Raw genomic sequence first — 13,559 nt, 5'->3', positions numbered from 1 at the left:
CACCGTTCCTGGTGGTGCCGGCCCTCATCGCCGACGCATGACCACGCGGGTTCCGCGCCCGCGGCGGCCCGGCCGGCCGTGGGGGTGGTGGACGGTCCGGCCGGGGCCGCCTCGCCGGGCGGTCAGGTGGTGGTCATTCGCGGACGCCGATCGCGTCGCCGGGGCGGGTGCGCAGCACCAGGGTGGTGGACAGGAGGGTCGTGCCGAGCGTGAGCACGAGGGTGCCGCCGACCACCGCGAGCAGGATCCACAGCGGCCCGTCGGGCACCGCCGACCCCAGCACGCTCTGGCTCAGCGGCACCAGGGTCAGCGCCGCGACCAGCAGGCCGAGCAGGATTCCCGCCGCCGCGACCAGCACGGCCTCCACCGCCATCATCGCGACCACCTGGGTGCGCGTTGAGCCGATCAGCCGTTGCAGGGTGAACTCCCTGCGCCGCTCGGTCGTGGCCAGCACCTGGGTGTTGACCAGCGCGATGGTCGCGTAACCGAGCACCATGCCGACCACGAGGAAGGACATCCAGCTCTGGGTGTCGCCGTGCTCGGTCTGGGCGGCGGTGAGCGCCTCCCGGTCGGCCACCCGCAGGCCGGGCTGCTGGGCGGCCAGCCCGGACAGCGCACCGGTCAGCCGGGTGCGGTCGGCGCCCGGCTCGGCGCTCACCACGATCTGCGGCAGCAGGCCGCTGTCGGTGTGCGCGACCAGCAGCGCCGCCGGCACCAGGGCGGTCTCGTAGCCGCGCTGGCCGTCGAGGGTGGCGACCAGCTCCAGGCTGACCTGGCTGCCGTCGCCCAGCCGCATCGGCACCCGGTCGCCGAGCGCGTGCCCGGTGTCGGCGGCCACCGAGGTGGGCAGGGCGACGGTGTCGCCGCGCAGGTCGGCCAGGCTGCCGCTGGTGGCGTGGAACGCGGTGGCCCGCGCCACGCCCTCGGCCGACACGCCCTGCACCGGCACCTCCGTGGGATCGCCGGTGTCCTTCTTGTCGTCGTCCTCGTCCTCCTCGTCGGTGGACGCCGGCTGTTCCGGCGGGGGTGGCGGCTCGACGAACCCGGCGCTGGCCAGCTGCGCCGAGGCCGCCGCGACCCCGGGAAGCCCGGCGACGGTGTCCACAAGGGACAGCGGCAGGCCGCCGGTGGTCGAGGTGAGCACGAGATCCGCCTTCAGGCTCTCGGTGAACGCCCGGTCCGCGCCGGCGGCCTGGGTGGTCTGCAGGTAGATCATGGCGGTGGCCAGTCCGCTGGCGAGCATCACCGGCATCACCGCCCCGGCCACCCGCTGCGCCCGCGCCCTGGCGTTGAGCATGGCCAGGTGACCGGCGAACCCGGTGACCGCGCGCAGCGGCCAGCGCAGCACGGCCGTGCTGACCTTGGCCAGGCCGGGCCCGAGCAGGCCGAACCCCGCCGTCCACAGCATCGCCGCCGGGATCGCGGTGCTGCCCGCCTGCGGGCCGGCCATGTTCGCGGTGACCAGGGACAGCGTGACGGCCCCACCGAGGCAGAGCACCGCGGCGACCAGCCGGACCCAGCTGAACCAGCGGCGTCGCACCGCCGCCTCGGCGAGCGCCTCGGTCGGGCGGGTGCGGGCCGCGCCCCGGGCGGCGATGAACGCCGCGCCCAGCGCGGTGAGCAGGGCCGTGCCCGCGCCCACGGCCATCGGCACCCAGCCGGCCCGGAACACGATCGACTCCGGCACCACACCGGCACCGGCGAACACGTCCAGCAGCCAGCCGCCGAGCAGCGGACCGGGCCAGCAGGCCAGCGCGGTGGCGGCCGCGGCGACGACCAGCGTCTCGCCGAGGACCAGCCGGTGCAACTGGGCCGGCGTGGTGCCGATCGCCCGCAGCAGCGCCATCTCCCGCTGCCGCTGCTGGAGGGCCAGGCCGAGCGTGCTGGCCACGACGAACACGGTGACCCCCGCGGACAGCCCGCCGAACACCGCGGCCATCGTGATCAGGGTGCCGCTCCCGGTCACCACCGCGGTGTTCTCCGCCCGGCCCCGCTCGTCACCGGTGAGCACGGTGGCCGGTGCGCCGGCCACGGCCGCCTCGACGGCCTGCCGCACCGAGGCCGGGTCGCTGCCCGGGGTGGTGAACACGCCGATGGAATCGACCTGGCCCGGCCGGCTCACCAGGGTGGCCGCCTCGGCGTCGGCGAGGAACACCGCGCCGGCCGCGCCTGGGCCGGCGACCAGGCCGGTGACCAGGTACTGGCCGGTGCGACCGGACACCGACAGGGTGACCCGCCCGCCCACGCGCACCCCGGCGGCCTCGGCAAGACCGGGGTCCAGCGCGGCCTGGCCGGCGCGGGCCGGTTCGGCGCCCTCGGTGAGCGAGAGCGGGGCCAGGCGGGTGGCCGACCAGTTGCGGCCGGTCGTCGGCGGCTCGACCGGTGCGCCGTCCCGCAACACGGCCGAGGGGAACGCCAGGTCGGGCACTGCCGCGGCGACGCCGGGCACCGACGCGACCCGGTCGACCAGGCCGGCGTCCAGCCGGACGCGCTCGGCGAACTCGTCGCCCTCGTCCGGGTAGAACTGGTCGCCGGTCACCACGATGGGCGCGGCGGCCAGGCGGTGCGGTGGTGCGGCGGCGTGCACACCGGTCTCCAGCAGACCGCCGCAGGCCACCACGATCGCGGCGCCGAAGAACAGCGCGACGAACGACGCGAGGAAGCCGTTGCGGTGGTGGCGCAGGCCGCGCAGGGCGAGGCCGATCACGCGTGCCTCCCGTGGGCCGTGCCCTGGGTGGCGGGCCGGGTCGACCGCTGCTGCGCCCAGGCCCCCAGGTGGGTCATGCGCTCGGCGACCTGGTCGGCGGTCGGCTGGTCGAGCGCGCCGACGAGCTGGCCGTCGGCGAGGAACAGGACCCGGTCGGCGTGCGCGGCGGCCACCGGGTCGTGGGTCACCATCACGATGGTCTGCCCCGCCCACTGGACGGCCTCGCGCAGCAGGCCGAGCACCTCGCGCGCGGTGTGGGTGTCCAGCGCGCCGGTGGGTTCGTCGCCGAACACCACGGCGGGCTTGGTGATCAGCGCCCGCGCGATGGCGACCCGCTGCTGCTGTCCACCGGAGAGTTCACCGGGACGGTTGCGGCGCCGCTCGGCGAGCCCGACCCGCTCGATCACCTCGTCGACCTCGGCCCGGTCGGGCTTGCGCCCGGCCAGCCGCAGCGGCAGCGTGACGTTGTCCACCACGGTCAGCGCGGGCAGCAGGTTGAACGCCTGGAAGACGAAGCCGATCCGGTCGCGGCGGAGCTTGGTCAGCGCGCGTTCCCGCAGCCCGGCCAGGTCCACGCCGTCCAGCCACACCGAACCGGAGGTCGGCTGGTCCAGGCCGGCGGCGCAGTGCAGGAAGGTGCTCTTGCCGGAGCCGGACGGCCCCATCACCGCGGTGAAGCTGCCCCGGCGCAGGCCGATGGTCACCCCGTCCAGGGCGGCCACCCGGTTCTTGGAACCCCGGTAGATCTTGCGCACGGCATCGAGCCGCACGACGTCGGACGGTTGTGGGCGCAGTGTCCCGTTCACGTTGTTCTTTCCCTTTTTTCGGGCAGCGGGGAGTGCCGGTGGGCGTGCGCGGTCGACTCGGCGACCGGTGTGGTGGTGGCGCCGCGCGCCAGCGGTCAGCGGCGCGGTGCGGCGAGCGCGGACCGGCGCGGGAGGGCGCCCCGGGAGGACGCGGTCCCGTGTGGACAGTCCGGAACAGACAGTCTGGTGTGGACCGTCAGGTGAGGCGGAGCGTGGTCAGTCGACGCTGCGCAGCAGGGTCTCGACGGCCTTGAGCCGCTCGTTGAGTTCGGCCAGCTGGTCGCGCAGCTCCTGCTGGCCGGCGGCGTGCCGCTCGGCGAGCTGGCGGTACTCGACCAGCACCTTGGCGTCGGCGCGGTGCTTCTGCGTGTTGAAGAAGGCGACCACGCTCACCGTGATGCTGGCGACGATGAGCGTCACGACGGAGATCGAGATAACAGCGCTGGTCATGTCGGGCTTTCCTTCACGTCGTTCCGTCGTTCCGCTCCGCCGGACCAGCGGCGTCACCCGGGTCGCTGGAGCGCGCCGTGTCCTCGCGGACTGCCGCGAGGATCGTGTCCACGTTCAGGCGCAGCTCGAACGGAGCCAGCTCGATGTACTTCAGCGCCTTGCCGTCCGGGGAGAGTTCCAGGTTGCTGGCGACCAGTCCAGCCTTTTCCAGCCGCTCCAGGTGCATGTAGAGCAGCGGTCTGGACATGCCGAGCCGGCGGGCGAGTTCGCTGACGTACATCCGCCCCTCGGACAACTCGGCGACGATCCGGAGACGTTGCGCGTGGCCCACCGCGGCGAGCAGGGCCAGGAGCTCCTCGCTGTTCATGGTCGCTCCCCCGGCACGTCCCAGGCTGTAAGTCGGAGCTTACATATGGCGCGAACGGCCCGCCAAATCGCTGTTCGGGCGCGTTCGCACCCTTCGGTGTCCGCAATCCGCCAACTCCTCCTTACTCGTGCTCTCGACTTGCTTCATGTGTCAGTCTGAGCTTACATGTGTCGGCGCAGAGCACAACGAGCATGAGGAGCTGGGGTCAGTGAGAGATCGGTCGGCCATCGTCCGGATGGCGAAGTGGAGTGCGCTGCACCCCGGGCGCGCGATCATCGGTTGGTTCGTGTTCGTGGTGCTGAGCCTCGGCATCGGCATCGCGGTCGGCACGCACAGCGCCACCACCGAGGACTACCGGGTCGGTGAGGCCGGCCGCGCCGAGGCGATCGCCACCGAGGGAGGCCTCCAGCGCAAACCCGCCGAGCAGGTCGTCATCTCCGCCAGGACGGGTCCGCTCGACGTGGCCGCGGCCGAAGCCGCCGCGGCCGAGGTCACCGACCGGATGACCGGGCTGGCCGAGGTCGAGGCCGTCGCCGCCCCGGTCCGCTCCGCCGACGGCCGGATGGTCATGGTCGAGGTGACCATGAAGGGCCCGGAGCTGGCGGGCCGCAAGCACGTGGACCCGCTGCTCGAACAGACCGCCGCCGTGCAGGCCAACCACCCGGACCTGCTGGTGGAACAGACCGGCAGCCCGTCCATCAGCAAGGCCGTTGACCAGCAGCGCTCCAGCGACCTCGCGCTGTCCGAGGCGATCACCCTGCCGGTCACCCTGCTCACCCTGCTGCTGGTCTTCGGCTCGGTGGTCACCGCCGGTCTGCCGGTGCTGCTGGCGCTGTCCTCGATCGCCGCGGCCATGGGGCTGGCGATGGTCGCCTCGCACGTCCTGCCCGACGCCGGGGTGGGCAACAACGTGATCCTGCTGATCGGCATGGCCGTCGGCGTCGACTACACGCTCTTCTACCTCAAGCGCTACCGGGAGGAACGGGCCCGCGCCGGCGGTCGGCTGTCGGCGGAGGCACTGGTGGAACTCGCCGCGACCACCTCGGGCCGGGCGATCGTGGTCTCCGGCCTGGCCGTGGTCGTCTCCTCGGCCACCCTCTACCTGGCCGCGGACGTCATCTTCGCCTCACTGGCCACCGGCACCATCATCGTCGTGCTGATCGCCGTGGCCAGCTCGCTGACCGCGCTGCCCGCCCTGCTGGTCAAGATCGGCCGCCGGGCCGAGCGCAGGCAGGCCCGCCGGGACGCCAGGGCGGCCCAGCGCGGCGCGTCGGCCACCCCGAAGCGGGCGGCCAAGGCCAGCGGCTCGGTGTGGCAGGCCCTGCTGCGGCCCGCCAGCAACCACCCGGTGCTCACCCTGGTGGTGTCGGTGCTGGTCATGCTCGGCCTGGCGGCCCCGGTGCTGGGGTTGAACATGAGCGTGCTCGGCAAGGACAGCTTCTCCCGGGACATCCCGGCGATGCAGACCTACGACCGGCTCCACGCGTCGTTCCCCGAACTCCAGGTCCGCCACCAGGTGGTGGTGCGCGCCGAGTCGGCCAACGCCGAGCGGGTGACGGCGGCCCTGCGCGACCTGGGTCAGCGCGCCACGGCCGACCCGCTGTTCGCCAAGAACACCGCGCCCGTGCTGCGGACCTCGGCGGACGGCCGGATCAGCCTGCTGGAGCTGGCCGTGCCGTTCCGGGCGAGTTCACCGGAGGCGCTGCTGTCCCTGGCCCACATCCGCGAGGACTACCTGCCGGCCACGGTCGGCGCACTGTCCGATGTGGAGTACGGGGTGACCGGGGATGTCCCGCGCGACAAGGACTACCTCGACCACCAGAACGAGAAACTGCCGCTGGTCGTCGGATTCCTGCTGCTGCTGACCTTCGTCATGACGGTGCTGGCGTTCCGGTCGGTGGTCATCGGCCTGGTCGGGGTCGTGCTCAACCTGCTGTCCGCCGCGGCCTCGCTCGGCCTGCTGGCGCTGGTCTTCCAGTACGGCTGGGGCGCGGACCTGTTCGGCGCGAACGCCGTGGGGTCGATCGGTTCCCGGGTGCCGCTGTTCCTCTTCGTGATCCTCTTCGGACTGTCCATGGACTACCAGGTGTTCGTGGTCAGTCGGATCAGGGAGGCCGCGCTGCGCGGTGTGCCCACGCGCCGGGCGGTGCTGGACGGCATCGGCACCTCGGCCAGCGTGGTGACCAGTGCCGCGATCGTGATGGTCACGGTCTTCGCCAGCTTCGTGTTCCTGCACCTGGAGGAGATGAAGCAGATCGGGTTCAGCCTCGCGGTCGCGGTGCTGCTGGACGCGTTCATCATCCGGATCATGATCCTGCCCTCGATCCTGACCCTGCTCGGCAGGGCGAGCTGGTGGCCGTCGCGGGCCATGCGGCGCGCCCAGTCGCAGCCGACGGCCGGGGCCGACACCGGGGCGGGGACCGAGGCGGGGACCGGGGCGGGGACCGGGGCGCAGGCGGGGGCGCTGACCGTTCCGCTGGGCCGGATCCGCTGACTGCGCAGCGGGGACTTCCGCTGGAGAGAAAGTTAGGCTAACCTAAGTCGCGTCGCTTCGTGGTGGGAGCGGCAGTCAGTTCGGGAGCGCGGTGCCCCGTCCGACGGTCAGTAGCCGATCGGGCGGGGCGCAGCCCGGTCCGCGCCCGGTGTCCGGCCACGTCCACCCGGCCCGGCGCCGGGGTTGCGTGACGATGTCGAAGCTCACAAAAGGCGTTCCCGTCTCAACGCGGGGTCGCCGCGTCCGTCTTTCCGGTTGCACGGCAACGAGGTCAACAGCGGCAGAGGGGACGGACCGGACATGTCGGGGACGAGGCGTTCGTGGCGGCGGGCAGCGGTGCTGGGCGGCGCGGTGCTGACACTGGGCGTGACCGCCGGCTGCGCGGCGGGAACGGGCGGGACGGCCGCGCCCAGTGGGGCGGGCGGGGCCGACTCCGGCCAGACCGGTCAGCCGGGCACGGCCGCGTCCACCGGTTCGGGCACGGCAGCGGGCGAGGCCACCGCCGCGGGTGGGGCGGTGTTCGGCACCGGTACCGCCGGGACCAGCGCGACCGCGGCGGGCGTGGAGCGGTGCCACACCGGTGACCTGTCCACGCACCTGGGCACGGCCGCGCTGAACCGCGACAGCGGGGTCACCGGCGGCACGGTCCCGCTGGTCTACACCAACACCTCGAACCGGACCTGCACGATGTACGGGTTCGGCGGCGTCGACCTGCGCGGCCCGGACGACCCCAACGGGCCGGTCTACTCGCTGCGCCGGGGGGCCAACCCGCAGCAGGACCCGGCCAGCGGCGGTACGCCCACGCTGGTCACCCTGGCCCCGGGCGGCACCGCGCACACCCTGATCACCTTCGTCACGCCCAGCGGGGACTCGGTCGGCTCGGCCGGCTCGACCGACTGGATTCCCACCGAGGTGGTGAGCACCCCGCCGGACGAGACCACCCAGCTGACCACCCCGTGGCTGACCGGGATCAGCGTGCTGCGCCAGGACATGGCCACCAGGGTGGGCACCTACATCAGCCCGGTGCTGCCCGGCAGCGAGTGACCGCCGGAGGTCGTCCCGCACGTGCGGGCGGCTCCGGTCAGCGCGGCGGCCGGACCAGACCGGCGCGCAGCCCGGGCGTGCGGAACAGTTGGCGCACCAGGGCGAGCAGCGCCACCAGCACCAGCGCGGCCAGCACGCGCGGGTCAACACGCTGCTCGGCCCACCGCGGCACGGTGTCCAGCGCCGGCGGCGGCACGAACAGGTACGCCACGTACGACGAGAACGAGGCGACCTGCACCAGCACCGGCACGCACCACAGCCGGGGCAGATAGCACGCGGCGAGCACGGTGAGCACGTCGGCCAGGTAGAAGTAGCGCTCGTGCATGGACGGCAGGAAGTACGGCACACCCACCGCGAAGACCGCCGCCACCAGCACCAGCCGGGCCGGCGTGAGCACCAGCCGGCCGGCCGCGACCACCAGCACCAGCAGCAGCACCAGGGCGCCGGCCAGCAGCACGGCCATGGTGTGCAGGGTGTCCGTGCCGTACCCGGCCGGCACGAACTGGTACACCGAGGGCGCCCCCAGGGTGAGGGCGCCGTAGGTCCCGGCCTGATCCGCGTACACCGCCAGCAGCCGGCCGGGCGCGGCGCCCAGCAGCACCGCGGGCACGTCCAGCGCCAGGAACACCGCGGGGACCGCCAGCAGCGCGCGCCACGGCAGCCGGCCGGTCAGGGCCAGGAGCAGCAGCACCGGGAACAGGAAGACGATCTGCAGCTTGAACGCCAGGGCCAGGCCGAAGAACGCGCACGCCCACCACGGCCGGCGGCGGAGCAGGAAGTACACGCCACCCAGGCCGAGGCCGGTGTGGGCGGAGTCGACCTGCCCCCACATGGCCCCGTTCACCACCACCGTCGGCAACAGCGCCACCACGGCCGCGGCCAGCACCGGCAACCAGGTCCGCGGGTGGCGCACCGCCACGACCCGGTGCGCGAAGAACACCAGCAGCAGGTCGAACGCCACCGAGACCAGCTTGATCCCCACCAGCGGCGGCACCGGCAGGTAGGTGAGCGCGGCCAGCAGGTACAGGTAGGGCACGTTGTAGTTGGCGAACTCGTCGCGCAGTGCGGCGAACCCGCCGTGCTGGTCCAGGTGCTCGTACCAGGGCAGCAGGAAGAACCGGTAGTCCACGCTCTCGTGGGGGAAGGCCACCACCCGCACGGCGACCGCCAGCACCGCGATCACCAGCACCAGGCCGACCCGCTGCACCCGGCCGGACGCCCACGCCCCCGGTTCCCGGGTCCGCGGTCCTCGGGTCGCCGGTCGGCCCCGGGACGGCGGCGGAGTGGCTGGGTCGGCGTCGGAGGCTGCTGCGGTCACGGGTCGTGGACCTCACGGTGTGGTGGGGCGGATGTGGCCCTGCGCTGGTCTGATCGCTCCAGCATGTGCGGCCAGCACCGGTTCCACCGGTGGTCGGTCCAGCTGAGACGTGGTCGTTACGCGCGGACGGGCTCAGGTGGTCCTCGGCGGCGGCGCGTACTCCACGTACAGCGGACTGGCGATGACGCAGCGCGTGCGGTCACCCGCCCCGCCCGGCACGCTTCGGCCGCGGGCTGGACCCGGCGGTGCCGTACCGGATCACCGAACAGGAACCGGACCTCACCGACCTGCCGGACCAGTTGCGGAAACTGGTGACCCGGTGTCTGGCCAAGGACCCCCGGGAGCGCCCGAACCCGACGCAGGTGATCGAACTGTGCCGGGAGGCGTCGACCGGAACCCGGTTGCGCATGGGTGACGACTGGCTGCCGCCGGCCGTCGCGGCCGCGGTCAACCGGATCTCCGCCGCACCCGTGCCCCCCGGACCCGGGCAGCTAGCAACATCGCGTACGTCCAGGTGGTCAGCTACGACAGCGCGCGCACCGAACTGGACATCACCGTGTGGGACGCTGAACTGTCGGGCTCGTGATCCGGGGCCGGGGCAGCGGGCCGCTGGAACAGTTCCCGGAGCAGCAGGACCAGGGCGAGCAGCATCAGCACGGCCAGCACGCGCAGGTCCACCGGCACGCGTTCGGCGAGCGGGGCGTCGGCCGGCACGGACGCCTGGAACAGGTACGGCACGTAGGAGAAGAACGACGCGAACTGCACGAGCAGCGCCACGATCCGCAGCTTGGGCAGGTAGCACGCGGTGATCACGGTGAGCACGTCGGCCAGGTAGAAGTACCGCTCGTGCATGGACGGCAGGAAGTAGGGCACCAGCACGGCGAACGCGGTCGCGGCCAGCACCACGCGCTCCGGGGTGACCGGCATCCGGCTGGCCAGCATCACCAAGAGCAGGGCGAGCACCGCGCCACCGGTGAACAGCACGCCGAGGGTCCGCAGCAGGTCCACGGGCGCGGTGGCCGGGAGGAACTGGTACACCGAGGGCGCGTTCAGGGTCAGCGCTGAGTAGGTCTCGGTCTGCCGCGCGTAGATCAGCAGCACCTCCACCGGATTGGCGCCGAGCAGCAGCGCGGGCACGTCCAGGGCCAGGTAGACGGCGGGGATGGCGAGCAGCGCGCGCCACGGCACCCGGCCGGCCAGCACCAGGAGCAGCAGCACCGGGAACAGGAAGATGATCTGCAGCTTGAACGCCAGGGCCAGCCCGAAGAACGCGCACGCCCACCACGGCCGGCGGCGCAGCGCGAAGTACAGCCCGCCGAGGCCGAACGCGGTGTAGATCGAGTCGGCCTGGCCCCAGAACGCCCCGTTCACGGTCACCGTGGGCAGCAGGATCACGGCGATCGCGGCCAGGTGCGGCAACCAGGTGCCCCGGTGGCGCAGGGCCACCAGCCGGAACGTGAAGTAGGCGATCACCAGGTCGAAGGCCACCGAGATCAGCTTGATCCCGACCAGCGGGGACACCGGCAGGTAGGTCAGGGTCGCCAGCAGGTACAGGTACGGCATGTTGTAGTCGGAGAACTTCTCCCGCAGCGCCGCGAACCCCCCGTGGCTCTCGATGTGCTCGTACCAGGGCAGCAGGAAGAACCGGTAGTCACCGGACTCGAACGGCAGCACCGCGACGCGCATGGCCAGCGCCAGCGCGGCGATCACCAGGACCAGCCCGATGCGGTAGGCCCGGCCGGGGGTCAGCTGGCGCAGCGCTTCGGGCGCCGATCGCCACGAGCCCGATCTGAGCCTGGGTGTTCTTGCTGTGGACACGGATTCCCCCTAGACCACGGTGACGACACTGGGCGAGCTGAGAGCCATGCGAACGAACGCTGACGAACGCGACGTGCGCGAACGAACGCGACCTGTGCGGACGAACGCGACGTGTGCGAGCGAACGCGACGTGTGCGGACGTGCCCGAACGCAGCGCGAGCGAACGCGATCGAGCGCGGGCGAGCGGTGGCCGCGCTGGTGGCTCATGAGTTGGTGTCCTCAGCACACCGGTGTGTGGCCGTGATGTGCGTCACTGTGAATGGTTGCCCGCGGGGGAGGGAGTTATCCACAGCCACGAACGACCCCCTGCCTGTTGCTGACCGGGACGGATAGGCTGGAGCGGGGCTCGCCCCCCTGGGAGGGCGGGGGGCTGTCAACTGGCAGCTGTCAACCGCCTTGCCAGGGCTACCTGCCAGCGGAGAGCCGAGAGCGGAGAGCTGTCACCGGGCCCGCCCCCCGGAGAGCTGTCACCGGGCCCGCCCCCCGGAGAGCTGTCACCGGGCCCGCCACCGGACGGCTGCCAACGGGCAACCGGGCACCTCGGCAACGGGGTTCTCCGCGAGTACCCGTCACCGGCGAGGCCGTGCGCTCGGGCGCGGCCGCCTCACCGCGCAGCCGCCTCACCGCGCAGCCGCCTCACCGCGCAGCCGCCTCACCGCGTGTGCGTCTCGCCGCGCGGTCGCCTCGCCGCGCGTGCGGCGTCAGCCGGCGACGGTGATCAGCCCGGTCTCGTAGGCGATGATGACCAGCTGGGCCCGGTCGCGCACCTGGAGCTTGCTGAACAGGTGGCTCACGTGCGTCTTGACCGTGGCCTGGCTCAGGTGCAGGTGCGCGCTGATCTCCGCGTTGGACAGGCCCCGGGCGATCAGGGTGAGCACGTCGCGCTCGCGCTCGGTCAGCACGTCCAGGGCCCGGCTCACCGGCCGGGGCGGCTCCGGTCGGCGGGCGAACTCCTCGATCAGCCGCCGGGTCACGGTCGGTGCCAGCAGCGCCTCGCCGGCGGCCACCACCCGGATCGCGGCCAGCAGGTCGCCCGGGGGCGTGTCCTTGAGCAGGAACCCGCTGGCGCCCGCGCGCAGTGCCGCGTACACGTACTCGTCCAGGTCGAACATGGTCAGGATGAGCACCCGCACGTCGCTGGTCTCGGCCTGGGCGCGCAGCTGGCGGGTGGCCTCGATGCCGTCCAGCACCGGCATGCGCACGTCCATCAGCACCACGTCCGGGCGTTCCTGCCTGGCCAGGGTCACGGCTTCGGCGCCGGTGCTGGCCTCACCCACGGCGACCAGGTCGGGTGCGGTGTCCACCAGCACCCGGAAGCTGCCGCGCAGCAGCGCCTGGTCGTCGGCGACGAGTACCCGGATCGGGGCGTTCACGCTGTGCTCTCCTCGGTTGGCTGGTAGGGCAGGCGGGCGGACACCTGGAAGCCTCCCCCGGGACGGGGTCCGGCGGCAAAGACGCCGCCGTGGGTGAGCACCCGCTCGCGCATGCCGATCAGCCCGTGCCCGCCGCGCTGGACGTCCGGGCGCGGCGCCCGTCGGGTGCCCCCGTTGTCGGTGACCTCGACGCGCACCTCGTGCCCGACCGCGTCGACCAGCACCGCGCAGGTGGCCGGGGCCGCGTGCTTGCCCACGTTGGTCAGGGCCTCCTGGACGATCCGGTAGACCGCCAGGCTCGTGCCCTCGGGCAGCCGGTCCACCCCGCGCACGGTCAACTCGGCCCGCACGCCCAGTGCGGCGGCCTGGCGCACCAGGTCGGGCAGGCCGGCCACGCCGGGCACCGGGCGCAGCTGCGCCGCCTGACCGTCCACGTCGGAGCGCAGCGCGCCGAGCAGGTGCCGCATCTCGCCGAGCGCGTCGCGACTGGTCGCCGCGATCACCCGCAACGCGTCGTGCGCCTCGTCCGGGCGTTCGTGGATGACGTGGCTGGCCACCCCGGCCTTGACCGCGATCACGCCGATGCTGTGCGCGACCACGTCGTGCAGTTCCCGGGCGATCCGCAGCCGCTCCTCGGTGACGGCCCGCTCGGCCAGCTGCCCGGCCGAGCGGGCCGCGTACGCGCGCCGCTCCCGCACGGCCCGGCCCACCGTCCACGACCCGGCCACCAGGGTGAGACCGACCAGCAGCAACCCCACGTCCAGCGAGGTGCGCGGGGCGCCGGCCGAGGTGGCGGCCAGCCCGGCCAGCACCGCGGCCCAGCCCACCAGTGACGTGGGCAGCCAGCGGCGGCCGGACGCGGTGAGCGCCACCGGGTAGACGGCCACGGCGACCGGTGCGAACGCCTGCCAGGTGGGCCGGAGCAGCAACGACACCACGGCCAGCACCGCCACGACCGCGCACACCGCGAGCGGGTAGCGGCGGCGCAGACCGACCGGCAGGCCGGCCCCGGCCGCCACCAGCCACACCGTCCACAGTGGAACATCCGGGCCGGGTGCGGCGGTCATGGCCGCGGCCAGCACCACCGCGGCCACCAGCCCGGCCACCCAGTCCAGCGCGACCAACTGGCCCCGGCTGAGCGGCCGGGTGAACACCGGGTGCAGTTCGGACTCCACTGCCTGA

10 protein-coding genes are annotated in these 13,559 nt (G+C 73.2%); 2 read left to right on the top strand and 8 right to left on the bottom strand.

Translation table 11 applies throughout. The features are described from left to right. Positions 1 to 133: 133 nt before the first annotated feature. The 4 genes from LX83_RS31175 to LX83_RS31160 form a co-directional block, all read right to left on the bottom strand. A complete protein-coding gene (locus LX83_RS31175; RefSeq protein ID WP_253777893.1) occupies positions 134 to 2,707 on the bottom strand; it encodes an FtsX-like permease family protein in 2,574 nt (857 codons plus the stop codon). Next, positions 2,704 to 3,513 carry an ABC transporter ATP-binding protein gene (locus LX83_RS31170; RefSeq protein ID WP_253777891.1) on the bottom strand — a complete coding sequence of 270 codons (810 nt, stop codon included), beginning with the start codon at positions 3,511 to 3,513 and terminating at the stop codon, positions 2,704 to 2,706. Before LX83_RS31170 ends, LX83_RS31175 begins: the two co-directional genes overlap by 4 nt. 216 nt (positions 3,514 to 3,729) lie before the next feature. Next, entirely contained in the window at positions 3,730 to 3,963 is a 234-nt protein-coding gene (locus LX83_RS31165; RefSeq protein ID WP_253777889.1) for a hypothetical protein, read from the bottom strand. A 13-nt stretch (positions 3,964 to 3,976) separates the two neighbouring features. Continuing rightward, positions 3,977 to 4,330, bottom strand: a complete 354-nt coding sequence (locus LX83_RS31160) for an ArsR/SmtB family transcription factor (protein ID WP_253777887.1) — start codon at positions 4,328 to 4,330, stop codon at positions 3,977 to 3,979. 208 nt (positions 4,331 to 4,538) lie between these two features. On the opposite strand from LX83_RS31160, the gene LX83_RS31155 reads away from it, so the two are divergent. Both LX83_RS31155 and LX83_RS31150 read left to right on the top strand, forming a co-directional pair. After that, positions 4,539 to 6,824, top strand: a complete 2,286-nt coding sequence (locus LX83_RS31155) for an MMPL family transporter (protein WP_253777885.1) — start codon at positions 4,539 to 4,541, stop codon at positions 6,822 to 6,824. A 300-nt stretch (positions 6,825 to 7,124) separates the two neighbouring features. Then, positions 7,125 to 7,868: a DUF4232 domain-containing protein gene (locus LX83_RS31150; protein ID WP_253777883.1), complete on the top strand. Its 744-nt coding sequence runs from the start codon at positions 7,125 to 7,127 to the stop codon at positions 7,866 to 7,868. Positions 7,869 to 7,905: 37 nt separating this feature from the next. Here the strand turns inward: LX83_RS31150 and LX83_RS31145 are convergent, their stop codons facing one another. The 4 genes from LX83_RS31145 to LX83_RS31130 all read right to left on the bottom strand — a co-directional run bounded on the left by LX83_RS31145 (position 7,906) and on the right by LX83_RS31130 (position 13,552). Continuing rightward, the gene (locus LX83_RS31145) at positions 7,906 to 9,186 is read right to left on the bottom strand and encodes a hypothetical protein (protein ID WP_253777881.1); all 1,281 of its coding nucleotides are present in this window, start codon (positions 9,184 to 9,186) and stop codon (positions 7,906 to 7,908) included. A gap of 522 nt (positions 9,187 to 9,708) precedes the next feature. Beyond that, a complete protein-coding gene (locus LX83_RS31140) occupies positions 9,709 to 11,004 on the bottom strand; it encodes a hypothetical protein (RefSeq protein WP_253777879.1) in 1,296 nt (431 codons plus the stop codon). A 701-nt stretch (positions 11,005 to 11,705) separates the two neighbouring features. After that, on the bottom strand, positions 11,706 to 12,377 hold the full coding sequence (locus LX83_RS31135) for a response regulator (protein ID WP_253777877.1): 672 nt from the start codon (positions 12,375 to 12,377) through the stop codon (positions 11,706 to 11,708). Continuing rightward, complete coding sequence (locus LX83_RS31130) at positions 12,374 to 13,552, bottom strand: sensor histidine kinase (protein ID WP_253777875.1); 1,179 nt, start codon at positions 13,550 to 13,552, stop codon at positions 12,374 to 12,376. The genes LX83_RS31135 and LX83_RS31130 overlap by 4 nt, the downstream gene beginning before the upstream one ends. Positions 13,553 to 13,559 lie beyond the last annotated feature (7 nt).

This window comes from Goodfellowiella coeruleoviolacea (assembly GCF_024171785.1).
In the GTDB taxonomy this organism is placed as follows: domain Bacteria; phylum Actinomycetota; class Actinomycetes; order Mycobacteriales; family Pseudonocardiaceae; genus Goodfellowiella; species Goodfellowiella coeruleoviolacea.
This window is presented reverse-complemented; position numbering and strand designations above follow the sequence as displayed.

Bases quoted from the DNA above. Each gene is read 5' to 3' on its own strand.
- LX83_RS31165 (WP_253777889.1), bottom strand. From the start codon at position 3,963: ATGACCAGCGCTGTTATCTCGATCTCCGTCGTGACGCTCATCGTCGCC.
- LX83_RS31160 (WP_253777887.1), bottom strand. From the start codon at position 4,330: ATGAACAGCGAGGAGCTCCTGGCCCTGCTCGCCGCGGTGGGCCACGCG.
- LX83_RS31150 (WP_253777883.1), top strand. From the start codon at position 7,125: ATGTCGGGGACGAGGCGTTCGTGGCGGCGGGCAGCGGTGCTGGGCGGC.